The organism is Tenacibaculum sediminilitoris (genome assembly GCF_964513795.1).
In the GTDB taxonomy this organism is placed as follows: Bacteria; Bacteroidota; Bacteroidia; order Flavobacteriales; family Flavobacteriaceae; genus Polaribacter; species Polaribacter sediminilitoris.
This window is the reverse complement of record NZ_CAZEQR010000048.1, coordinates 36,680-61,435: the sequence shown is the minus strand read 5'-3', so window position 1 is coordinate 61,435 and position 24,756 is coordinate 36,680. Positions and strand designations below refer to the sequence as shown.

General features: G+C 34.0%; 19 protein-coding genes and 1 tRNA gene. 6 read left to right on the top strand and 14 right to left on the bottom strand.

The features are described from left to right. Positions 1–4 precede the first annotated feature (4 nt). The 4 genes from ACKTSW_RS11555 to prfA form a co-directional block, all read right to left on the bottom strand. Positions 5–5,812 (bottom strand): gliding motility-associated C-terminal domain-containing protein, encoded by a 5,808-nt coding sequence (locus ACKTSW_RS11555; RefSeq protein WP_408025418.1) that lies wholly within the window; start codon positions 5,810–5,812, stop codon positions 5–7. An 838-nt stretch (positions 5,813–6,650) separates the two neighbouring features. Further along, complete coding sequence (locus ACKTSW_RS11550) at positions 6,651–6,773, bottom strand: transposase (protein ID WP_408025417.1); 123 nt, start codon at positions 6,771–6,773, stop codon at positions 6,651–6,653. A gap of 324 nt (positions 6,774–7,097) precedes the next feature. Further along, positions 7,098–7,286 carry a 30S ribosomal protein S21 gene (rpsU, locus tag ACKTSW_RS11545; RefSeq protein WP_099215259.1) on the bottom strand — a complete coding sequence of 63 codons (189 nt, stop codon included), beginning with the start codon at positions 7,284–7,286 and terminating at the stop codon, positions 7,098–7,100. Between the two features lie 299 nt (positions 7,287–7,585). Beyond that, the gene (prfA, locus tag ACKTSW_RS11540; RefSeq protein WP_408025416.1) at positions 7,586–8,662 is read right to left on the bottom strand and encodes a peptide chain release factor 1; all 1,077 of its coding nucleotides are present in this window, start codon (positions 8,660–8,662) and stop codon (positions 7,586–7,588) included. Positions 8,663–8,740: 78 nt separating this feature from the next. On the opposite strand from prfA, the gene ACKTSW_RS11535 reads away from it, so the two are divergent. Then, positions 8,741–9,172, top strand: a complete 432-nt coding sequence (locus ACKTSW_RS11535; protein ID WP_408025415.1) for a hypothetical protein — start codon at positions 8,741–8,743, stop codon at positions 9,170–9,172. 51 nt (positions 9,173–9,223) lie between these two features. Here ACKTSW_RS11535 and ACKTSW_RS11530 read toward each other — a convergent pair whose 3' ends face one another. The 4 genes from ACKTSW_RS11530 to ACKTSW_RS11515 are packed head-to-tail and all read right to left on the bottom strand — an operon-like array spanning position 9,224 to position 13,632. Continuing rightward, entirely contained in the window at positions 9,224–10,402 is a 1,179-nt protein-coding gene (locus ACKTSW_RS11530) for an AIR synthase related protein (protein ID WP_408025414.1), read from the bottom strand. A gap of 47 nt (positions 10,403–10,449) precedes the next feature. Beyond that, entirely contained in the window at positions 10,450–10,944 is a 495-nt protein-coding gene (locus ACKTSW_RS11525; RefSeq protein ID WP_408025413.1) for a GNAT family N-acetyltransferase, read from the bottom strand. A 33-nt stretch (positions 10,945–10,977) separates the two neighbouring features. After that, the gene (locus ACKTSW_RS11520) at positions 10,978–11,445 is read right to left on the bottom strand and encodes a GNAT family N-acetyltransferase (RefSeq protein WP_408025412.1); all 468 of its coding nucleotides are present in this window, start codon (positions 11,443–11,445) and stop codon (positions 10,978–10,980) included. 3 nt (positions 11,446–11,448) lie between these two features. Continuing rightward, on the bottom strand, positions 11,449–13,632 hold the full coding sequence (locus ACKTSW_RS11515; protein ID WP_408025411.1) for a glutamine synthetase III family protein: 2,184 nt from the start codon (positions 13,630–13,632) through the stop codon (positions 11,449–11,451). A 183-nt stretch (positions 13,633–13,815) separates the two neighbouring features. Here ACKTSW_RS11515 and ACKTSW_RS11510 point away from each other — a divergent pair, with 183 nt between their 5' ends. Continuing rightward, positions 13,816–14,826 (top strand): glutamine synthetase beta-grasp domain-containing protein, encoded by a 1,011-nt coding sequence (locus tag ACKTSW_RS11510; RefSeq protein WP_408025410.1) that lies wholly within the window; start codon positions 13,816–13,818, stop codon positions 14,824–14,826. Between the two features lie 73 nt (positions 14,827–14,899). Here ACKTSW_RS11510 and ACKTSW_RS11505 read toward each other — a convergent pair whose 3' ends face one another. Then, on the bottom strand, positions 14,900–15,841 hold the full coding sequence (locus ACKTSW_RS11505) for a calcium/sodium antiporter (RefSeq protein ID WP_408025409.1): 942 nt from the start codon (positions 15,839–15,841) through the stop codon (positions 14,900–14,902). 505 nt (positions 15,842–16,346) lie between these two features. On the opposite strand from ACKTSW_RS11505, the gene ACKTSW_RS11500 reads away from it, so the two are divergent. From ACKTSW_RS11500 to ACKTSW_RS11485, 4 genes are all read left to right on the top strand, one after another. Then, positions 16,347–17,678 (top strand): hypothetical protein, encoded by a 1,332-nt coding sequence (locus ACKTSW_RS11500; protein ID WP_408025408.1) that lies wholly within the window; start codon positions 16,347–16,349, stop codon positions 17,676–17,678. A 91-nt stretch (positions 17,679–17,769) separates the two neighbouring features. Continuing rightward, positions 17,770–17,922, top strand: coding sequence for an SsrA-binding protein (locus ACKTSW_RS11495; protein ID WP_408025407.1), 153 nt, complete (start codon positions 17,770–17,772; stop codon positions 17,920–17,922). 11 nt (positions 17,923–17,933) lie between these two features. Further along, complete coding sequence (locus ACKTSW_RS11490) at positions 17,934–18,167, top strand: putative signal transducing protein (protein WP_408025406.1); 234 nt, start codon at positions 17,934–17,936, stop codon at positions 18,165–18,167. A gap of 74 nt (positions 18,168–18,241) precedes the next feature. After that, positions 18,242–18,315 (top strand) — tRNA-Arg (locus tag ACKTSW_RS11485). Positions 18,316–18,421: 106 nt separating this feature from the next. Here ACKTSW_RS11485 and ACKTSW_RS11480 read toward each other — a convergent pair. From ACKTSW_RS11480 to ACKTSW_RS11460, 5 genes are read right to left on the bottom strand one after another with little or no spacing between them, the layout of a single operon-like run. Continuing rightward, on the bottom strand, positions 18,422–18,850 hold the full coding sequence (locus ACKTSW_RS11480; RefSeq protein WP_408025405.1) for a heavy-metal-associated domain-containing protein: 429 nt from the start codon (positions 18,848–18,850) through the stop codon (positions 18,422–18,424). Between the two features lie 13 nt (positions 18,851–18,863). After that, a complete protein-coding gene (locus tag ACKTSW_RS11475) occupies positions 18,864–20,564 on the bottom strand; it encodes an efflux RND transporter periplasmic adaptor subunit (protein WP_408025404.1) in 1,701 nt (566 codons plus the stop codon). Positions 20,565–20,567: 3 nt separating this feature from the next. Further along, positions 20,568–23,060, bottom strand: a complete 2,493-nt coding sequence (locus ACKTSW_RS11470; protein WP_408025403.1) for a heavy metal translocating P-type ATPase — start codon at positions 23,058–23,060, stop codon at positions 20,568–20,570. 2 nt (positions 23,061–23,062) lie between these two features. Further along, the gene (locus tag ACKTSW_RS11465; protein WP_408025402.1) at positions 23,063–24,403 is read right to left on the bottom strand and encodes a TolC family protein; all 1,341 of its coding nucleotides are present in this window, start codon (positions 24,401–24,403) and stop codon (positions 23,063–23,065) included. Further along, entirely contained in the window at positions 24,400–24,750 is a 351-nt protein-coding gene (locus ACKTSW_RS11460) for a four helix bundle protein (RefSeq protein ID WP_330487385.1), read from the bottom strand. Before ACKTSW_RS11460 ends, ACKTSW_RS11465 begins: the two co-directional genes overlap by 4 nt. Between the last annotated feature and the right edge of the window lie 6 nt (positions 24,751–24,756).

The following is a 24,756-nucleotide window of genomic DNA, read 5'->3' as shown; positions in this document are numbered from 1 at the left end:
AATATTATTTGATTCCTAAGTAAATTGCTCCTGTAAATGGTTTTAAACCACTATTTTCTAATATTACAATGTAGTAATATGTACCTGCTGGTAGTCTTTCAGCTCCTCCAAACGTAGCTCCATCTGAAATTCTGTTCCAATTATTTGCATAATTGTTAGATTCAAATACTTTTGCTCCCCAACGGTTAAATATTTTTACATTAGCTATGAATCCACAGGATTCTACTCCTTTAATTTCAAAAAATTCATTCCTTGAATCTCCATTAGGGGTTACTACCTTAGATATTACCACATCTTCTTTCCTACATGGAATAGAGATACATTCCTCATTAATACTAATCGTAACTTTTGTTACTATTAAACAACCATTATTTGATATGGTATAGGTGAATACATAGTCTCCTAAACTTAAACCTGAGGGATCAAAACTTGCATCATCCGATAATACTACACTACCTTGCGTAACTTCCCAAGTTCCTTCTGCATTTTGATTTGCTAAATAGTCATTCAATTCAATTACTCCATCCTCAGTACATCTTGAATCAGCTATTTCTATTACTGATGTCTTTACAGTTACTGTAATATATTGTGTAAAGTCTGCTTCATTTCCACAGTCATCTGCAACCGTCCATGTTCTCATGATTGTGTAATCACTATCGCTTCCATCAAATGTGCTTGTTTCTTCAAAGTTTGTTTGTGTTACATTTGAAGAACAATTGTCGGTAAACTCCAAAGTTGGAACTTCAGGAACATTATCACACTCTACTGTTATATCTTCTAATGTTGACACCAATTGTGGAGCTTCATTATCCTCTATTATTATAACTTGAGTATGTGATGTAGAATTTCCACACTCGTCGGTAGCTGTCCACTCTCTAGTTAATATCGATTCTCCTGCACAAGCTCCTGCTGTGGTGGTTTCGTTAATGGTTACCGTTGTTGTTCCACAGGTATCGGTAGCGGTTAGTGTTTCTGCTACTGGAATGGCATCACATTCTACGGTGGTATCGGCAGGCAATACTTCAACAAAAGTAGGTGGGGTGGTATCTTGTACCGTAATGTTTTGGGTATGTACGGCAGTGTTTCCACACTCGTCGGTAGCTGTCCACTCTCTAGTTAATATCGATTCTCCTGCACAAGCTCCTGCTGTGGTGGTTTCGTTAATGGTTACCGTTGCTGTTCCACAGGTATCGGTAGCGGTTAGTGTTTCTGCTACTGGAATGGCATCACATTCTACGGTGGTATCGGCAGGCAATGCTTCAACAAAAGTAGGTGGGGTGGTATCTTGTACCGTAATGTTTTGGGTATGTACGGTAGTGTTTCCACACTCATCGGTAGCTGTCCACTCTCTAGTTAATATCGATTCTCCTGCACAAGCTCCTGCTGTGGTGGTTTCGTTAATAGTTACCGTTGCTGTTCCACAAGTATCGGTAGCGGTTAGTGTTTCTGCTACTGGAATGGCATCACATTCTACGGTGGTATCGGCAGGCAATGCTTCAACAAAAGTAGGTGGGGTGGTATCTTGTACCGTAATGTTTTGGGTATGTACGGTAGTGTTTCCACACTCATCGGTAGCTGTCCACTCTCTAGTTAATATCGATTCTCCTGCACAAGCTCCTGCTGTGGTGGTTTCGTTAATAGTTACCGTTGCTGTTCCACAAGTATCGGTAGCGGTTAGTGTTTCTGCTACTGGAATGGCATCACATTCTACGGTGGTATCGGCAGGCAATGCTTCAACAAAAGTAGGTGGGGTGGTATCTTGTACCGTAATGTTTTGGGTATGTACGGTAGTGTTTCCACACTCATCGGTAGCTGTCCACTCTCTAGTTAATATCGATTCTCCTGCACAAGCTCCTGCTGTGGTGGTTTCTGAAAAAGATACTGTTACGGGTTCTGCCTGATTAATTTCCTCAAAATTGATATTATATATAGCAAAATCAGCTTGACTAGTTGGAAAAGCTGATGATCCATCATCTATCGAAAATAATATTTCCACTCTATCTACTGGTGAAGGGAATCTTACATTCAAAACACCATCAATACTATTTCCTTTAATTGGATCAGTAGGGTCGTAACCCAAAACTGTATTACCAGAAATGATCTGTGTACCTGACACTGTAAGATTTGGGTTAACTAAATTTCCGTTCAAATAGCCATTGATGACATATCTCTCTTGTCTTAAGTGTTCGGCAAGCTCTCCATCAACATCAAATATTTTAAAATTCAAATTGTCAACGCCAACACCCAAATCTCCAATAGTAAAATCTGTTGTAACCGTTCCATCTTGCAAAGCAGGCAATATAGCTGAAATATTTAACGTTTGTTTAGTTACTGGTTGATCGCCTTGATATAAAAAGAATGCAGTGGTTGGTCGTCTAAAAGGTTGTGAACTTTCTGATGGATAGGTTACATTAAAATTAATATTCGTATTTCCAACGGTATAGCTCTGTGAAAGTACTCCAGGGAACCACCTGTTACTATTAGACCAATCTAATGTACTAACTGGTGAGGAGCAAGCAGCATCTACAGCGGTTAGTGTTTCTGCTACTGGAATGGCATCACATTCTACGGTGGTATCGGCAGGCAATGCTTCAACAAAAGTAGGTGGGGTGGTATCTTGTACTGTTATAGTTTGCGTGTGCGATACTTGATTGCCCGATAAATCTTGAGCTATCCATACCCTTGTCAAGGTATAATTACCAGAACAAACACCTGCTGTGGTTGTATCTGTATATGTAACATATGCCGGTTGACACTCATCAGTAGCTGTTAAGTCTTCTGCTATTGGTATAGCATCGCATTCTACTGTTACATCTACTGGTAATGGTCCATTAAAAATAGGAGGTGTCGTATCAACTCCAATAGTTACATTTAAGGTTCCTATCGTATAGTTATCGGTGTTGGCTGTTTCGGCAATACGATATTGTAAAGTATAGGTTTGTCCTGGTTGTGAGCGTATTGACACATCTACCGTACCATCAACATTAACCGTAATAGCACGTCCCGGGTCTCTTATTTCTTCACTTACAGTATAATTGGCTTTCACTACAAGGTTGCTAAATTCGGTGTCGTTGTCCATAACATTGCCAATATTGGTAACTCTTGTATAGGGGCAGCTAACCGTAAAGTCATCTTGGTTAGCTGTTAAATCCGAGGCTATAATATTAATAGTTACCGTAGTAGTGTCTAAGCCTGAGCAAGCACTGGATACATCATACTGAAACTGATAGGTACCTACTGGCATGTTGGTAGCGTCCCAAATCTCGTTGTTTAAGGTTCCGGTATTAGAAAGATCTGTCCAACTTCCCCAATTATCATATGGAGCGGTATCATAATCAAATAGGTTAATTAATCCTACATCAGATTGTAAAATATCCACTGTTTGTCCGGTACCAGCTTCCGGCACATCTTGGGGTGCAGTTACGGTAAAGCTTAAGGTTTCGGCTAAACAAGCAGCAAGGTTTCCGCTATAAGACAAATGAGCGTAATAGGTACCCGCATCGGTTGCTTCGGTATAAGGTGCAAAGTTTAGCGTATTTCCCGTAGCTAAAACGGTGGGGTCGGCGCCTTTCGTCCATTCAATATTTAAAAATGACAATCCGGAAAGAAATAATGAACCGTTTTGTCCATCACATAAATTATTAGGATAAATAATAGGACTCTTCATTATTGAAGTTTTAAAAGTAAATACCGAGGTATTTCCACAATTATCATCTATTTCTACCTTATATTCTCCTGCTACTAAATCTGTAAATACAGGATTCGTTCCATTATCTATTACTAATGGAGTGCCATTAAATTCAGTAATTTTGTAGTTTAATGGGGCTACACCTATAGCATCAATGATTAGCTCGGTATTTCCATTAGGACATGCCGATACATAGTAGTTGTTTGATAAAACACTATTTTCGGGTACATTAAAAGTCTTAACTGTTTTAAGACAGGAAAATGAAGGAGTACCATTACCTCCATTAGGATATTCTTGTGCTTGCAATATAACTCGCATCAGCCCGGTACTGGCTATGTTTGAATAACTGGCGGAGACTGTTTTTACACCATCACGATTATTAAAAGCTAACAGGCGCATTCCCGTATTTGTTGCTATAAAATTTCCTTCGACATGTAGTCTTCCGGTCGTAGGATGCCCCCACTGACCACTATCAGGATAGTATTTTTGCAAGTACACATCAGGATCACCTAAATTGGTGGTTAATGAAGCATCTAAATTAAAACTACCACAATTAAAAGTAGGTGTTACCGTAGGTTCTAATACTAACGGATCAATAGTAAAACTGGCAGTTTCGGTAGTACCACACGAGCTTTGTGCCTCAAAGGTATAGGTACCTACTGGAAGTGAGTTCATTGAAAACTTCCCATCAGTTGTAATATTAGTACTTACATCATCTGGTAATGAACTTGTGTAGGCTGCAGGAGCTGCCGTAATTATCATATTAGTAATTTCTGCTGCTTGTGTTGAGCCTGCAGCCGAGCGTATATACAACAGCATATTACCTTCATCATCAGCACAACCATTATGAACTCTGCTTTTAACTAAAGAAAAATTGGTATTTGAAGTTGCCGTAATAGATCTTGTTACGGTACGTCCACAACTATCAGTAATAACTATGGTGTAGCTGCCATCAGGTACTGGGTTTGTATCGTCTCCGAAAAAGAGATTACCTAATGTATTAAAAGAGGCTGTGTAAGTTCCCGCAGTATAATTGGCGTTATAACCTGAAGGATCAAAACCTGCCGGATAATCAGTAAAAGTTACATCAAAAGGAGTTAAAAATTGCTGAATTAAATCAAGACGAAGGTATCGTTGCCCACATACTTGTGATGCAAATGAAATAATTCTAAAATTAGGGGCTGCTCTAATTATATCTGTTTGCGAATAGGTATTACCACAAGCATCTACTAAATCTACCGTATAGTTATAGGTTTGCCCATCATAAAAAGGTATGGACACCTGTTCTTCGTAAGTACCACTATTCCATGTACTGTTAATTACGGTAGGTGCTCCTCCTAAAGGGTCTTCAACCGTATAGGTTAGTTGTATAGGGAATAAGGCATCCGGTATTGCATTGGCACTACCGTTAAATAATACTCTATCAATATGATTATAGGTACTACAATCTTCCAGTGCATAAAAACCATATATACTCCTTACCTTTCTAAATACTGAATAATTTACCGAGATATCGGCAATGGTAATTCCTAAAGAAGCCGAATCACCACAAACATCGGTTACTACCACAATATAATCGCCAGCAGCTACCGGACTTAAAGTACTAGAGGCTTGCGGTGTAATAACTACATTGTTTGTAATGTCTCGCAATTCGTATGTAACCGGGTTTCCTGCCGTTACATTTACATTAACTTCATGTTCGTTTGCACATAACAAATCGGATTTTGCCGTAAAGGCTAAAGGCACTCTATTATCTCCAATAGTAACGGTAGCTGTTTGTTGGTTGGTTTCAATTCCAACGGTTTGTATAGCTGTTACTTGCCAATTGCCACTAGGCAAATTCGTCTTTATATACTGTAAAGTGTTCCCCCCCGAGGTTGCTGTATTTACCGCATAAGACGTTGCCGTATTAGGTAATTGGTAGAATTGAAGCTCAAAATCAGCCCCAGTTTGTGTTCCATTTATATCAATAGTAATTTCTCCATTTCCCGTACAGGTTTCGTCTGTGGGGGTAAGAGTCATGGTAAATGGTGTTATTTGAGCATTAGCTGTTATACTAAAAGCTAACACAAATATTAACAACACCTCCTTCATGCCTCCTTGTAAAAAAGTAGTTTTTTTCATGTTGGTAAGTTTTATTTTAGTTGAGTTTTATTTTAAGTGCTTCATGTTGTTCTATTAATTAGGACACTTCTTTAGAAAGAAAGTCACAGTTAACACCTTTACGCAAGTACTTGAAAATAAAAGGCTTACCTTTTTTTTCAATACTAAGTTTCCTTCTTAAAAAAGTTATTTTAACTTGTTTTCCCATTTCCTCTAGTAATCTCTCTAGTTTAGATAGTAATGTAGGCTTCCCTTTTTTAAGGTGCCTTTAAATTCGACAATTAATTATTATTAATGTCAGGTTTGATAAAGAATTTAAATTCTTTAGGAGATATATTACCTAACGATTTATGAGGATGATTAAATTTGTCATCTTATCTAAAAAAAAAGCGGTTGAAACGTTCTATATAGCCCTTTTTTGTAGGTTTATCTGGCTGAGTATATTTGATTATTATGAACCAGTTCTTAAGCGTTTTAGAAATAAATTCTGGACCATTGTCACATCTAACATACTTTGGCACTCCTATCTCTTATTTTAAATTTTTAAGTGTTTCTAGAACTGCTCGAGCTGAATAAGTAAGTCCAGCGTTTATTACTATAGCTTCACTATTACAATCATCAATAACATTGAATATGCTTAAAACCTACAACTTTACATGCTCTTGAAATTGAAATAACATAGTGTTTGATTAGATCTTTTACACGAACACTCTTGTCGGAAGAGTCTTAGAACTTTTTTGACAATATATCCTTTAACTTTTTATTATCAAGACTTACATCTGTTTAAGTTTAAGGTTTTCATCCTCTAAATCTTTCAGACGCTTTAACTCTTGCTTTTCCATACCACTGTTTTCTTACGTCAATAACAAAACGTACTCTTATCAATACCTAATTCGCGTGATAAATTCCCAACGGATCTTTCTTGTTCATTTTCCTTGAGAGCTTTGATAATTTGACTCTCGCTAAATTTGCTATGTTTCATAATGACAGTTTAGACTTAAAGTTAGTAAACTCAACTTTAAAATTGCCATATTTTTGGTTTCTTTTTTTAATATAGAATAAACAAATTGTTTTTGTTACTTTTTAAAATAAGAAGAAAATAGAATTATTTACTGTAATTTCATATCCAAAATCATCATCTATTAAATGTTTCAAATCAAATCTATACTTATATTGTTAATAGCTTTTACAATCGCAATTGGTTTAATTAAGTTTTTAAAAAGAAAACGTGATAATTATTAACTTTACACAAACAAAAAAGCGCAACCCATTTGGTTGCGCTTTTGTATTTTATATAGCGATACTACTATTCTTCTTTAAATAACTGCTCTTTGTAAGCTGCTTTTTGAATTTGTGCTCTTCTTGTTACAGAAGGCTTCGTATATTGCTTTCTTTCTCTTAATTCTTGCAAAACTTTTACGTTTCTAAATTTACGCTTGTAACGCTTTAAGGCTCTATCGATATTTTCACCTTCTTTTACAACTATTCTTAACATACTATAAGGTTTTATTATTAGACATACTTTAAGTCATATAAATTACAGCACAATACTATACATAGTATTAACTATGATTTACATGATAATTATTTTAAATTAAAAATTCTATTGAAAACGCTTTGTAAAGCAACTGAAGACTATGGAATCTGATGATAACAGAAAATAGTATAAAGACTTGTAGATTTTCTCCTAAAAGGACAGAACATTAATATTGTGCAAAGGTATGTTTAATTTATCGGCTCTACAAGAATTTGAGACATTAAAAAAGGCGTTACTATCGTAGTAACGCCTTTTAATTAAATAGTTTCTCCTAATTCTTTTAACTTAGAAGTGTTTTCTGCGAGCATTAACTCGTCTATAATTTTTTGAATATCTCCGTTTACAATATTTGACAAATCGTATAAAGTTAATCCTATTCTGTGATCTGTTACACGTCCTTGCGGATAATTGTATGTTCTAATTTTTGCTGAACGATCTCCAGACGTTACCATCGAACCACGTTTAGCAGCATCAGCTTCTTGCTTTTTAGCCAACTCCATATCATACAAACGAGAACGCAATACTTTAAAAGCCTTCTCTTTATTTTTATGCTGTGATTTTTGATCTTGACATTGCGCTACTAATCCTGTAGGGATGTGTGTTAAACGAACTGCTGAATAGGTAGTGTTTACCGACTGTCCTCCTGGTCCTGATGAACAGAAAAAATCAATACGTACATCTTTTGGGTTGATTTCTACATCAAACTCTTCTGCTTCTGGAAACACCATACAAGTTGCTGCCGATGTATGTACACGCCCTTGTGTTTCTGTTTGTGGCACACGTTGTACACGGTGCACACCTGCTTCAAATTTTAAGGTTCCGTATACATCTTCTCCAGTAACCTCAAACTGAATTTCTTTAAATCCTCCATTAGTTCCTTCAGAAAAATCTACCGTAGAAACTTTCCATCCTTTACTTTCACAGTACTTGGTATACATTCTAAACAAATCACCCGCAAAAATACTCGCTTCATCTCCACCAGTACCCGCACGTAATTCTACTACTGCATTTTTTGAATCTTCTGGATCTTTCGGAATTAGTAAAAACTTAATCTCTTCTTCCAATTCTGGAATTCGAGTTTTCGCTTCGTCCATTTCCATTTTAGCCATTTCAACCATTTCTGCATCCGAACCGTCAGCAATGATTTCTTTAGCCTCTTCTATATTATTTAATAAAGTTTGGTACTCGTCTGCTTTTTTTACAACCTTACCTAAATCTTTATATTCTTTATTTAATTGTACATAACGTTTTTGGTCAGAAATAACATCTGGTTGGATGATTAAATCTGAAACCTCATCATAACGTTGTTTAACTATCTGTAATTTATCTAGCATAGTATCTTTTCTTGGGGTGCGAATTTACGATTTTTTATCGAATTTTATTCATATCTTTAGTTCATTAAGGCTTTTGTTATGCGTTTTTTAATCTTATTTTTTACTTGTACGCTACTTTTTTCTTGTCAACAAGAAAAGAAAATTACAAAGCCAACTTGGTTATTTGGTAAGTGGGAACGTATTCATAACGAAGCTGATAAAAGGACTTACGAGTTTTGGAAAAGTGATTTTTCTGGAATTGGTTTTTCCATACAAAAAAACGATACTTTATTTAAAGAAGTCTTACGCATCATTACTAAAAATGATTCGTTGTTTTTGCAAGTAACTGGTGTAAATGAAAATCCTACTTTATTTGCTTTTACACAACAAACAGATACTTCTTTTACTGCAGAAAATAAACAGAATGAATTCCCTACTTCTATTCATTACTGGAAAGAGAACAGCCAACTAAAAGCTACCGTAGCTAACGACAAGTTTTCTATTGATTTTGTGTTTGATAAAATGAAATAAAAAAATCCTCAGGTTTCTCTGAGGATTTTATATTATTTATATCTTGATGAATTAATATTCAAAAGTTCCGTATTCGCTTTTAATAGTTAATTGTTTTTTCTCCGAAGCTTCTACCCTTCCAACAACTTGCGCATTTACATTGAATGATTTTGAAATAGCAATAATATCTTCTGCTACTTCTTGAGATACGTACAATTCCATTCTATGACCACAGTTAAATACTTGATACATTTCTTTCCAATCGGTTTTTGACTGCTCTTGTATTAGTTTGAATAATGGTGGAATTGGAAACATATTATCTTTTACAATATGTAAGTTATCTACAAAATGTAAGATTTTTGTTTGTGCTCCACCAGAACAGTGAATCATTCCATGTACCTCTTTCGAAGAGAATTTTGATAAAATTTCTTTAATAATTGGTGCATATGTTCTTGTTGGTGACAATACTAACTTACCTGCATCAATAGGAGAATCTGCTACTTCATCTGTCAATTTTGTGTTTCCTGAATACACTAAATCTGATGGTACAGAAGCATCAAAACTTTCTGGGTATTTTTCAGCTAAATATTTATGGAACACATCGTGACGTGCAGATGTTAACCCATTACTTCCCATACCTCCATTATATTCTTTCTCGTAAGTAGCTTGTCCGAAAGATTCTAAACCAACAATTACATCTCCTTTTTTGATGTTTGCATTATCAATCACATCTGTACGTTTCATACGAGCAGTTACGGTAGAATCAACAATTATTGTACGAACTAAATCTCCTACATCGGCAGTTTCCCCTCCAGTTGAATGAATCGTAACTCCAAATTCCTTCAGCTCATTAATTAACGCTTCTGTTCCGTTAATAATTGCTGATAAAACTTCCCCTGGAATATTGTTTTTGTTTCTCCCAATGGTAGAAGACAACATAATATTATCAGTAGCTCCTACACACAATAAATCATCAATATTCATGATTAAAGCATCTTGAGCAATCCCTTTCCATACAGAAATATCTCCTGTTTCTTTCCAGTACATATATGCTAAAGACGATTTTGTTCCTGCCCCATCAGCATGCATAATTAAACAGTAATCATCATCATTCGTTAAATAATCTGGAACAATTTTACAGAAAGCTTTTGGAAATAATCCTTTATCAATGTTCTTGATTGCGTTGTGTACATCTTCTTTAGATGCCGATACTCCGCGTTGTGCGTAGCGTTTAGATACTTCGTTACTCATGTGTTGTGTTGTTGTTGCCGCGAAATTACTTTAAAAACAGTAAACTATCAAAGTAATTGTTGTTTTTTACTTCGTCTTTCATACAAAACGGTATCTCTCCAAACTCCATCTAACTGTGCTATTTTTTCTCGATATCCTATCTTTCGAAAACCGTATTTAAGATGTAACTTAACACTTGCTTCGTTTTCGGGAAATAGACTTGAATACAACGTCCAAATGCCATTTTCTTCTGAAGATTTTACAACAGCGTCCATCAATAAACTTCCTACTCCTTTCCCTACCACTCCTTGTTTTACATATACACTTACTTCTGCTACTCCTCTATATTCAAACCTTGTTGATACTGGGGCTATAGCACACCAACCTAATAGTTTATCTTTTTCTACAGCTATAAACCTAGAGTGTTGATGATGTGATACATTCCATTCTTTCCAACTAGGTACTTTTGTTCTAAAGGTAGCATTTTTAGTAGCAATTCCTTCTTCGTAAATTTCGGCTACCTTTTTCCAATGATTTTGGGTAAGCTTTGTTATATCTACCATATTTATCTCTATTTATAGTAACTGACAATTAACTTAAAAGGAGTTTAGTTCTTTTTTAAAGCATATACTTGATTCTACACTTTTATAAGAGCCATAGTTAGGTATAATGGCATATTCATTTTTCTCATACAAGTGTACTGCTGGTTGCATGGTTTTACTAGTTTCTAAAACAATAGAGCAAAACTGCTCTTCTCTTGCCCATTCTTCCAGTTTCTTTAGAATTAAGGTAGCTATATTTTTTTTCCTGTATATTGGTTTGACGTACATTCGTTTTACCTCTACTGTTTTATCCTCAACTATTTTAAATGCTCCACAGCCTACAGGTATTGTTCCTATATAACCTACAATTACATAAGGTAATGCTTCTATGGTATTAAACTGTCTAAAAAACTCATCTTGACTTCCATTAACTCCAGAAAGGTACGCATCTAGTTCTTGTACCAAACTAACAAAATTCTCATCTTTAGAATTTGTTTTCTCAAAGTTTAATTCGTTCTTCATTAACTATCTTGTAAACAATAATTCTCTGTACTTAGTTAAAGGCCATAAATTATCATCTACCATCAATTCTAATTTATCACAGTGATAACGAATTTCATCAAAATAAGGTTTCACTTTGTTGCAGTAAGCATCTGCATTTTTTTGTCCTTCTAGCTTATTGGTTTTTTTACGTTCTTCAACCATATCTTCTACTTTAGAGTTAATTTCTGCAATATGGTTTGATATTTTCTGAATTAAATCAATTTGTTCATTGGCATACCTCTCAAAATTATTTCCAAAAATTTCTTTTAGTCCTCTTACGTTTTCTATTAAGGTATTTTGGTATTGAATAGCAATTGGTATAATATGGTTTCTTGCAATATCACCTAATACTCTACTTTCAATTTGTATTTTCTTTGAGTATTCTTCTAACTCAATTTCATGACGTGCTTCTACTTCAACCTTATTCATTACGCCCATTTCTTCAAAAAGTGAAATTGCTTTTTTAGAAACTTTTGCTTTTAATGCCTCTGGAGTTGTTTTATTATTCGACAAACCTCTTTTCTTTGCTTCTTTTTCCCAAGCTTCTCCATACCCATCTCCTTCAAATCGAATACTTTTTGATGCTTTAATGTATTCTCTTAATACATTAAATATAGCCTCGTCTTTTTTAAGTTTTTTGGTGTCTATTAATTTATCTACTTCTTCTTTAAATTCATTTAATTGTCTTGCTATAATAGTGTTTAACACCGTCATAGGTCCTGCACAGTTAGCCCATGAACCTACGGCACGTAGCTCAAATTTATTTCCTGTGAAAGCAAAAGGCGAGGTTCTGTTTCTATCGGTATTGTCTAATAAAATTTCAGGAATTTTACCTACAATATTTAATTTTAAATCTGTTTTCTCTTCTGGTGATAATTTTCCTTTCGTTACATTTTCTAATTCATCTAATACGGATGATAATTGTGAACCTATGAAAACTGATATGATTGCTGGTGGTGCTTCATTAGCTCCTAAACGATGATCGTTACTCGCACTTGCTATCGATGCTCTGATTAACTCTTCGTAATCATGAACTGCTTTAATTGTATTTACAAAAAAGGTTAAAAATTGTAAATTCTTCATCGGAGTTTTACCTGGACTTAATAAATTAACCCCTGTATTGGTAGACAAACTCCAGTTATTATGCTTTCCTGAGCCATTGATTCCTGCAAATGGTTTTTCATGGAATAACACTTTAAAATTATGACGTTGCGATACTTTTTCCATCACATCCATTAGTAACGAATTATGATCTACTGCTAAGTTAGCTTCTTCAAAAATTGGTGCTAACTCAAACTGATTCGGTGCTACCTCATTATGCCGTGTTTTAACAGGTACTCCTAACAACATACATTCATTTTCTAAATCGCGCATAAAACTCAATACTCGTGTAGGTATAGAACCAAAATAATGATCGTCTAATTGTTGTCCTTTTGCAGGTGAATGCCCTAACAACGCTCTTCCTGTCATCATTATATCTGGGCGAGCTGCTGCTAATGCCGTATCAATCAAAAAGTATTCTTGCTCCCAACCTAAGGTTGCGTTTACTTTACTCACATTTTTATCAAAATATTTACAAACTGCTGTGGCTGCTGTATCAACTGCTTGTAATGCTCTTAATAATGGTGCTTTATTATCTAATGCTTCCCCTGTATATGCTACAAAAACTGTAGGGATACATAAAGTAGTGCCATAAATAAACGCTGGTGATGTTGGATCCCAAGCGGTATACCCACGAGCTTCAAACGTATTTCGAATTCCTCCATTAGGAAAACTAGAGGCATCTGGCTCTTGTTGTACTAATTGACCTCCATCAAACTTCTCCATTGCACCTCCTCCTTCAACAGTTTCAAAAAATGCATCATGCTTTTCTGCTGTTGCACCTGTTAACGGCTGAAACCAATGTGTATAATGAGTTGCGCCTTTAGACAATGCCCAATCTTTCATACTCACTGCAATCTGATCAGCTGTTTTTCTATCTATCTTAGCTCCAAACTCAACAGCATCCATTACACTTTGGTACGCTTCTTTGGTCATGTACTGACGCATTGCTTGTTCATTAAATACATTTTTACCAAACAATTCTGAACGACGTTTATTTTCTTCTATTGTTATTGGTTTTCTGTTTAAAACTTCCTTTAACGCATTGAATCTTAAAATTGACATATACAAAGTATTAGATTAAAACATCAAAAATACACTTTTAAAAACAAACACCCCCTAAAAAAATAGGGGTCAACATTAAATTAACGTTATTTAAAACAAAAATACCCCTTAAAATTTTGCTTTACCATAAAAAATACTCATTTTTGCCTCATATTTAATTCCATAAAAACAAAAACAGAAATCATGGGTAAATCAAAATTAGAATACATTTGGTTAGATGGTCATGAACCAACTCAAAACATGCGTAGTAAAACTAAAGTAGAAGATGACTTTAGTGGTAAATTAGAAGATTGCTCTATTTGGTCTTTCGATGGAAGTTCTACAGAACAAGCTTCTGGAGGTGCTTCTGATTGTTTACTAAAACCTGTTGCTATTTATCCTGATCCTACTAGAAAAAATGGTTTTTTAGTGATGTCTGAAGTTTTAAATGCAGATGGTACTCCACACGCATCTAATGCACGTGCTAAAATTGATGATAATGACAATGATTTTTGGTTTGGTTTTGAGCAGGAGTATTTCTTAATGGATACTAAAACTGACTTACCTTTAGGGTTTCCACGCGGTGGGTTCCCTGGACCTCAAGGAAAGTACTATTGTTCTGTAGGAGGACGATACACTTGGGGAAGAGATTTTGTTGAAGAGCACGCTGACTTATGTATTGAGGCAGGTTTAAATTTTGAAGGAATTAACCAAGAGGTTGCTCCAGGACAATGGGAATTCCAATTATTTGCAAAAGGTGCTAAAAAAGCAGGTGATGAAATTTGGATCGCTCGTTATTTATTAGACCGCTTAACTGAAAAGTATGGTTATTATATTGAATACCACCCAAAACCAATAAAAGGTGACTGGAATGGTTCGGGTATGCATGCTAATTTCTCTAACACTGTTTTAAGAACTTGTGGTTCTCAAGAAACTTACGAGAAAATTTGTGAAGCATTTAGACCTGTTACCGATGAACATATGGATGTATATGGAGCTAATAACGATGAACGTTTAACTGGTTTACATGAAACTGCTCATGTATCTGACTTTAGTTATGGTGTTTCTGATAGAGGTGCTTCAATCCGTATTCCTATTATCACGGTAGAAAAAGGATGGAAAGGTTGGCTAGAAGACAGAAGACCTGCTTCAAACGCCGATCCTTATAAAGTAGCTGGTAGAATTATAGAAACTGTAAAAACTGCCAATATATAATTAACAAATACAACAACACAACTAAAAAAGCCGCTGATAGCGGCTTTTTTTTTTATGTTAAGACTATTTTTTTTTACGAAATTGTTACATATATAAAAGTAGCATATGCTCCTAATAAGATAATTCCATCTCTCCACCCAAGACGCATTCCTTTAGGAAAGAACACTAATGGTAATATTACAAATGAAACACCTAACATCCAATAAATATCGTTATTTATTAAACTATACGCATCTGGTTTCACTTCCACAGGAGTTATCATTGCAGTAATACCTAAAACCGCTAAAATATTAAACACGTTAGATCCTACTAAATTTCCTAATGAAATTGCTTTTTCTTTATTTATAACAGCAATTATCGATGCGGCTAATTCAGGAACACTTGTTCCTACAGACACTATTGTAACTCCAATTATAGCATCACTTACACCCAAACTCTTAGCTAAAGTTACTGAACCGTTAATTAATAATTCTGAACCTCCCCATAAGCCTAAGCCTCCAATAGCCAAAAATAGCACTATCTTATATAGTGGCAACTCTTCATCATCTTCTGGCATTTCATCAACAACAGCTTGCTTTTGAAAACGTAATAAATAAATTAAAAAAGCTATAAGCATTGTAAACAAGATAACTCCTTCATAAAACTGTATTATTTTATCGTTTGCTACAAAAAAATACAACATTAATGAAGCAATCATCATTACTGGCCAATCTGTTTTGTAAAAACTCTTTTCTACATCAATTGACGATAGTATTACCGTAATTCCTAAAACCAAACCTAAGTTTGCTATATTTGATCCAATTACATTTCCTACCGCTAAACCTGTAGCTCCGTTTAAAGCCGATTTTATACTCACAATTAACTCTGGTGCTGATGTTGCAAAAGACACCACCGTCATACCTATAATAATCTTTGGTATGTCTAGTTTTAAAGATAAAGCTACTGCTGCTTTTAACAACCAATTTCCGCCCAACACCAAAAATATTAATCCTATAATAATGTATAAAATACTCATAAAATAATTTTGGAGCGAAGATACTCTTTTGTATTGAAGTTTTGATATAGAAAAAGAGTCTGAAAAATGCACATTGAAAACTTCACTTTTTGAGATTAAAAAAATCAAAAGAGTAAAATTACCTCTAGAAAAGAATGATTTTTCCTTTGGTTTTTATTAACTCTATAAAACCCCCCTTTAGATTATTACAAATAATATGTTTTTTAACTATTTTGTATTTCATATTAAAACCAAAATAAAGAAGAAATCCTTACATATTATAACAAAATATGTTTTTTAAACTTCATTTACATATTCAAATAAATTAAATCTTATTTGAAAATTTGGCTGCTATATTTCCTTTGCCCTATATTGAAAAAACAATTCCGGAATTCACCATTTTTACTAACTAAAAACATTAAAATTAATGATCATACTAATATTAAAACTAATTACTTTTGCGCTAAAAATTGCAATCACCATTTTACAAACTATTTATTAATCATCAATTCAAAACATTGCTATTATGTTAACATTTATCGGAATTTTATTAATCATTACCGGGGTAATTTCTATTATCTTAAACTCAATTATCAAAAACAACAAAGTTCTTAACTGGTTTACTACTCAAAGAAGTTTACAGTTTTTATTCATCGGGATTATTATGAGTATTATAACAGGTATGTTCTTTTATGCTGAACCTGGTACAGCTTACGCAGTACAATACCCTTGGGGTGGACAAAAAGCTGTATTTCAACAAGGAATTAAAACTAAAATGTGGGGACGTTTGATTCCTATTCAGTTTGAGATACCTATTAAGTATGTAATACCTAATGAAGAGGGCAGGTTAGGCGACCAGAGTAAATATGCTTATGTAGATAAAGCACGTCAATGGGAGTTTAATGATGCGGTAAAAGGTCAAATTGCTACTTCTATCGTAATTAGTATAAATACTAGTGATCAAGATCAATTTTTATCGGTTGCTGACAGGAATAAGACTGAGAAAAATTTAATTCGTTCACGTATTGTACCTAACATAGACCAGTCTATAAAAAACACCTGTAAGTTAATGGCTGCTCAAGATTACATCTCTGGACAAGCTGCTGATTTTGACCGTTATTTTCAAGATCAATTAGAAAACGGAATGTATGTATTAGAAGAGTATATAGAAAATCAAAAACCTGACATCATTGGTGACAGTACGGTTGTAAGAACTGTTCCTAACAAAGAGTCTCGTCAAAAAAGGTTTAGAATTAAAATGAGTGATGGTCAGCCTGTGCGTGTTAAAGGAAACTCGTTAAAATCATACGGTCTAACTGTTGTACAAGCCGTTGTAAATGAAATCGACTGGGAAGAGACTTTCGATAAGCGCTTACAGCTTCAAAAAGAAGAAGTAGCACAAACACAGTTAGAGAAACAACAAGCTGAACGCGAGTTTTATCGTGCTCAAAAAGAAAAAGCAAAAGGAGAAGCTGAAAAAGCAAAAGAACGCGCTCGTTTAGAGAAAGAACAAATTCAACAAACCATCGCTGCAGAAACAGAGGCTAAAGTTGCTGAATTTAATTTAATCAAAGAGAAAAAACAGTTTGAAGTTGAAGAGTATAAAGCAAAAAGTAAAAAAGTTGCTGCCGATGCTCAATACTATGAAAATGCAAAATTAGTAAGTGCTGGTTTAACACCACAAGAAAGGGCTGAATGGGATTACAAAACAGCTGTTGGAGTGGCACAACAAATTAAAGACTTACGATTGCCTTCAACTTATATTGAAGGAAGTAAAAACAGAAACAGTGGGAATTTGCTAGAGTCGTTAATTGGCGCCGAACTTGCCAAGAAAATGATGGAAAAGAAAAATAAATAAAAATACATATACTTATCAGAAAGTAAGTTTAGCTTACTTTCTGATTTACACTGAATTATTTTCGTTATTTTTGATATAGAATCAATGACTAATGAAAAAAAGTTTTTTTAAGTTTTTAGCCAAGCTAAATAAGGCTCTTTTACCTTCTTTTACTAAAAAAGAATTGGATATCTCTAAAGCATCAAAATTTCAATTAGCTATTATTGGATGGCGTGCTTATGTTACAATACATTCGTTAGATTAAAATATACCATTATGAACAAGCATATTAAAGTTTTCTCAGGATCTCAAATCTTTGTAAACCGATTAAGTCAGCTACTTAATCAAATTGACGTTCCGTTTTTAGTTAAAGACAATAAAGAAGCTGGAAGATTAGCTGGCTTTGGAACTTTAGGCAATTCTGTTGACGTATTTATCTATGAATCAGACCTTGAAAAAGCACAGCCTACTATTAATAATTTTAAACAAGAAATAGCGGACGAGAAATAATTTTAAAAAGAGCAAAAAAAACTTCTTTTTGCTTTACAATTTAAAAAACATTCTTATATTTGCACCCGCAAAAAGGCCTCGTAGCATAACTGAATAGTGCACTTGATTACGGCTCAAGAGGTTGCAGGTTTGAATCCTGCCGAGGTCACAAAAACCAGTAATTCAATCTTAGAATTATTGGTTTTTATCTTTTATAAAGTTTCCAAAAAAATAAAAGTGTAATGAGTTTTTAAATTCATTACACTTTTTTTTACTTAGTGATTAGACTTTTCGTCTGGTTTTACATCACCTTTTAAGCTCATTTCCATGTTGTGATCGAATTGACAACAACCTGGTAAATTACCGTAGGCTTCTTCATTTCCTTCAAATTTATCAGTATCATAACCAGATGCTACAATTGCATTGTGAATTGCATCTAAATTAGTTTTAGAATCATCAAACGATACGTTGATTTGTTTTTTTAACTTATCCCAATCTGCCGATGCAACTCCATCAACACCTTTTACTGCATTTTCTATAGTACTTTTACACATTCCGCAGTTACCTCTTACCCCAAAAGCAGCTGTAGTCATTGCTACTTCTTTTGTTTTTGTTTCTGTTTCTGTTTCTTTTTTTGCTTCGTTTTTACAACTTGCTAAACTGATAGTAGCCAACATAGCTACTCCTAAGATTACTTTTCTCATTTTGAATTGATATTTAATTATTATTTATTGTTTCTTTTACTTCACCACATTTTAGCATCATGTCGCCAAAATACGGATTTAACACTTGTTTTTCTTTACTTAGCCAATAAGCTCCCTTATCATTATCCGCCATAGGACAGTATTGTTTGTAAGTAACTTCTTTAATTCCGAAAGATTGAACTGCTATAATAAAATGTTCTGACAATACTTTGAAGTGCTTTCGCTGTATATTAACATCTGAAGCCTGTGCTATTTTTTCACTTTTTGTTTTTAACACTGGAATCAACATCATCCATTCTTTATGTGTCGATTCACTAGCAAGTAACTTCATATCAATCATCTCTAAATCTCTTTTAAGGTTTTCAGCGTTTATTTTAGCTGCCCCTGCATCTGTTTTTATCAAAGCATCTTTTAAAACAATATAATTATTGTACGCTTTTTGTAATTGCTCTTTAAACTTTTCTGGAACCTCAAATGATTCTACTATTTCTTTCATATGATTCATCATTGATTTTTTTCCTTGCAATTGTGCAGAAGCATCTATCGTAAACACTCCATTTGTTACAATTTCTTCCCCTAAATCTAACCCTTTTTTTATTTGATAATTCTCACCCACTCGTTCTCCTAACACAACCTCACGCATTTCAAAAACTGGTTTATTTGCCTCAGGTTTTACATATACAACTGAACGTTTACCCGTCCACAACACTGCTGTTGCAGGAATACTTACTTGTTCTTCTGTTTTATTTTCCTTAGCTTCTACTTTCCCTATAACAAACATAGCTGGTTTAAACTTTTGGTCACTATTAACCAACATAGCACGCATAGTTACTGTACGAGTTTTTGAGTTTAAAACAGGGTTAATAAATGAAATTTTAGCTTTAAAAGTTTCATTAGGATACGCATTACTAGTAATTATTATGCTTTGACCTACTTTAAAATTACTGATTTGATTTTCGTACACATCAAAATTTGCCCAAACCGAATTCAAATTAGCTATTTTCAATAAAACTTGTCCTTGACTTACATAATCTCCTTGTGCTACCAATTTTTCTGAAATCGTACCTGAAACTGTAGCATATACAGGAAAGTTTTCTTTTACTTTTCCTGTTTCTTCTATTTGATTGATTTGTTTCTCTGACAGCTTCCATAATTTCAACTTATTTCTAACTGCTTTGTACAATGCGGGTTGATTTTCTTTTAAAGATGCTGCTGTTAACAATTCTTGTTGCGCTTTTACCAACTCTGGAGAATATACCGTTGCCAACAACTGCCCTTTGCTTATTTTTTCTCCTGTAAAATTTACATTTAAACGTTCTATTCTTCCTGCAAAATAACTTACTTGTACTGCATTTGATTTTTCGTTTTCTGCTATTTTTCCTGATACTATAATTATATTATCCGTATTAATTGTATTACCAATTACCGTAGTTTGTACATTCGCTAAAGCCAAGGCATTTTTGGTTAATTTAAACTGATTTACATCTAATCCTTCTGCTCCAACTTCCGCAGGAATTAAATCCATCCCACAAATAGGGCAATCACCTGGCTCTGGTTGCATAATTTGTGGATGCATAGAACAGGTCCACATTTTATTTGTTTCTGCAGTAGTATGATTATGCTCTTCTTTATTTTCAGAAGACTCTCCAAATAATAACCACCCTAAGAATAATCCGGTAATTAAAATTCCTATGTAAATTATATATTTTTTCATTTCTTATATTTTAATATTTCGTAATCGTAGTGCATTTGCTATTACAGAAACCGAGCTAAAACTCATGGCCAATGCGGCTATCATAGGTGATAAGAATATTCCAAAGAACGGATACAACACTCCTGCTGCAACTGGAATACCCAGTGTATTATAAATCAATGCAAAAAATAGGTTCTGTTTTATATTTTTCATTACTGCGTGACTTAAATTTCTCGCTTTCACAATACCCTGTAAATCGCCTTTTACTAAGGTTATCATCGCACTTTCAATAGCTACATCGGTTCCGGTACCCATAGCAATTCCTATATCACTTTTAGCTAAGGCTGGTGCATCGTTAATCCCATCACCCGCCATAGCTACTATTCTTCCTTTTTCTTGTAACTGCGTTACTTCTTGTAGTTTATCTTCTGGCAACATATCTGCTTTAAAATCTGCTAATTGTAATTCAGTTGCTACTGCTTGTGCTGTATTATAATTATCGCCTGTAAGCATCACTACATCAATCCCTTTTTTTTGTAATTCTTTAATAGCGTTAGCACTTGTTCTTTTAATTCTATCACCAATTACAACATATCCTACAACAGTATTGTTTATTGCTAAAAAAGATACTGTTTTTCCTTGTTTTTGATAATTTTTAGCTTCATTATGCATTTCCTTAGTTATTTGCGCATTGCCATACTCCATCATTTTAGGGTTTCCTAAAGCTATTTTTTTTTCGCTTACAGTGCCTTCAACCCCTTTTCCTGTTATAGCTTTAAACGCACTTGTTTTTAACCCTTCTACTTGTTGTTCTTTCGCATACTTAAGGGTAGCTTCTGCCAATGGGTGTTCGCTATTACTATTTAAAGAAACGATATAGCTAAGTATTTCTTTTTCACTTAAATTATTAACAAATACTCCTACTTTTTCTACGGTTGGTTTTCCTTCAGTGATGGTTCCTGTCTTATCAATAATAAGCGTATCTACAGCATCCATTTTTTGTAAAGCTTCCGCTTTTTTAATTAAAACACCATTTTGTGCTCCTTCTCCAACTCCAACAGTTACAGACATTGGTGTTGCTAACCCTAAAGCACAGGGGCATGCAATAATTAATACTGCAATCGCATTTACAAATGCATATACATATGATGGTTTTGGTCCCCATATAGCCCAAACTATAAAGGTTATTATTGAAATAATTATTACTATCGGAACAAAATAAGCAGATACTTTATCTGCTAAATTCTGAATAGGTGCACGACTTCTACTTGCTTTATTAACCATATGAATGATTTGTGACAATAATGTATCACTTCCAACTTTTTCTGCTTCCATTAAAAAGGTTTGGTTTCCATTAATGGTTCCGCTACTTACAGCATCTCCTACTGTTTTATTTACTGGAATTGGCTCACCTGTAATCATCGATTCATCTACGGTTGTGGTTCCTTCTGTTAGTTTTCCATCTACAGGGATTCTTTCTCCTGGTTTTACTTTTAAAACATCTCCAATAACTATTTTATCAATACTTACCTCAACCTCTTGCTCGTTTTCAATCTTTATAGCTTTATTGGGTGCTAGCTTTAACAACTCTTTTACTGCAGAATTGGTTTTGCTATGTGCTCGTGCTTCTAACAACTGCCCTAATAATACCAAGGTTAAAATAACCGTAGCAGCTTCAAAATATACATGTACTGCTCCTGATTCGGTTTTAAACTGTATTGGAAAAAAATCGGGAAAGACCATTCCAAAAAAACTAAACAACCAAGAAACACCTGCTCCTATAGCAATTAGGGTAAACATATTTAAATTACCCATTTTTATACTCCTAAAGCCTCTTTCGAAAAACATCCAAGTGGCATAAAACACTACAGGAATAGATAATACAAACTGCACCCAATTCCAATATTTCTGTTCCAAAAGATTATATAATGGATTGCTTGGAATCATTTCACTCATTGCTATTAAAAATATTGGCAGTGTAAAAACTACAGCTAGTTTAAACTTTTTCAATAAGTTATTATATGTTTTCTCTTCTGCAGAAAGACTAGGCTCTACAGGCACTAAATCCATTCCACAAATAGGGCAATCTCCAGGTTCTTCCTTTACAACTTCTGGATGCATTGGACAGGTCCATTCTTGTACTGTATTTATCTCCGCTTTTTGCTCTTCAACTAAATCCATTCCACAAACAGGACAGTCACCAGGTTTATCATAGGTTTTATCGCCTTCACATTGCATAGGGCAATAAAATGTTCCTGTGCCTACTCCTTTTTCCTTTTTTTTCTCTTTTATATGATGACGTTCTTCTACTTTATGAATACTGTACCTACCTCCATCATTTTTTAAAGCTTTTTGAAAAACTTCAATAGAAATGTGCTTATTCATTTCAATAACTGCTTCTGACTTTTTTAAATCAACAGTTACCTTAGAGACTCCTGAAACCTTAGACAGTGTTTCTTCAACATGACTTCGGCATCCATTACAAGTCATTCCGTGTATGTGATATGTATGTTTCACTTTTATTGAGTTAGGTAATTAATAATAGTACTTTGGATATAATAATTTACTTCTGAAGTAATCATATTCGTTTGAAACTTCAATTGTAATTCTTGAATGTCTAACACATCGTTAAAATCTATAGTTCCTGTTTCATAACTTTTTACCAAAATTTGTTCAGCATTTTTTGCTTGCTCTAAATTTATAAGTTGTGTTCGGTTACTTATTACGGATGCATTTCTATCTGAAACTGCTCTGTATAATACAGACTCTAACGTATTATATCGTTGTTCCTTTTGTGATAAAATTTCCTCTTGCTGTAACTTATTTTGCTTGCTTATAGATTTATTTTTCTTATTAAAAATAGGAATTGACAACGATACCATTGGCATTACAATGTCTTTCCCATTATCTACCACATTCATATCGGTACGTTTGCCAACATTTACATAATCCAGACCAAAACCAATCATTGGTTGTTTATCTTTTTGGTTTAAGAATTCAGACTTTTCTACAGAAGTATACAACTTATCAAACTTTACTAATTCTGGGTGTAGCTTTAAGGTACTTGGTTGTATTTTATCCACTTCTTTCGGAATTTGCAAACTATCAACTACTGAAATTTGTGTGTTACTATTTTGATTCAATAATGTATTAAATACTTTCTGCATTCCTAAAAAAGTTTCTTGTAATACTTCTTTTTGTTGTGCTAGTTCGTTTTGTCTTATTTGCAACCTTAACACATTGACTACAGAAGCTTTTCCTACTTCAACAGAAGTTAACGCTAACTTTTCATACGTTTCAAGTAATGCAATATTTTCGTCTAATACTTTTTGTTTTGCTTTCACTTCATAAAGCTTGTAATACAACTGCGCTACTGATGTTACTAGTTTACGTTTTACTACTACAATATCCTGATAAGCTGCATCAGCTAATGAAGATATATAGTTTTCTCGTGCTGTTATAGTTCCGAAAAAAGGAATCATTTGCTTTACAGATAATTTAAATTGCTGCGGACCTGTACGTGTTTCTGGTGTACTTACAAAATACCCCGCTCCAAACTCGGTATTAGGAAATGTATTTACCTCTTCTTTTTTCTCAGAAATACGTTTATACTTGGTATCAAACTGTTGTACTTCTGGATTATTTTCTAAGGCTATCTTTATATATTCTTGTAGATCTTGCGCATTTGAAAAGTGAAAAACTAAAAGTGAAAAACTAAAAGTGCATATCCTTTTTAAATGTAAAGCGAAAAATGGAAAATGAAAAGTTGATTTCTGTTTTAAGTGAAAATTGAAAAATGAAAAACACAAAACTATCCAATTCTTTGTTACATGAAATATGAAAGTTATAAATCGTTTCATAATAATGATTTTTTTGCTGTTTTTATTGAACTTACTAGCATTGCTACTAATTCTTTACAAATTGAATGCAACGATGAATATGTATCTTCAACTATATACTTGGTATCCTTTAAAAGGTCTAACCAATACAAGGTTTCATTAGCTTCTTTTAAGGCAATACTCATTTTATGAATAAAGTCTTTTTTACTTTGTCCAAATTCAGCTTCTCGTATTAAAGCCCCTATAGCTGTACCACTTCTTAAAAGTTGCTTACTTAAAACATATTCCTTCTTATCAGCAACCAAATATTGCGAAAGCTTCACTATCTCTAGTGCAAACTCATAACTTTTATCTTTTAAAATACTCATATTTAA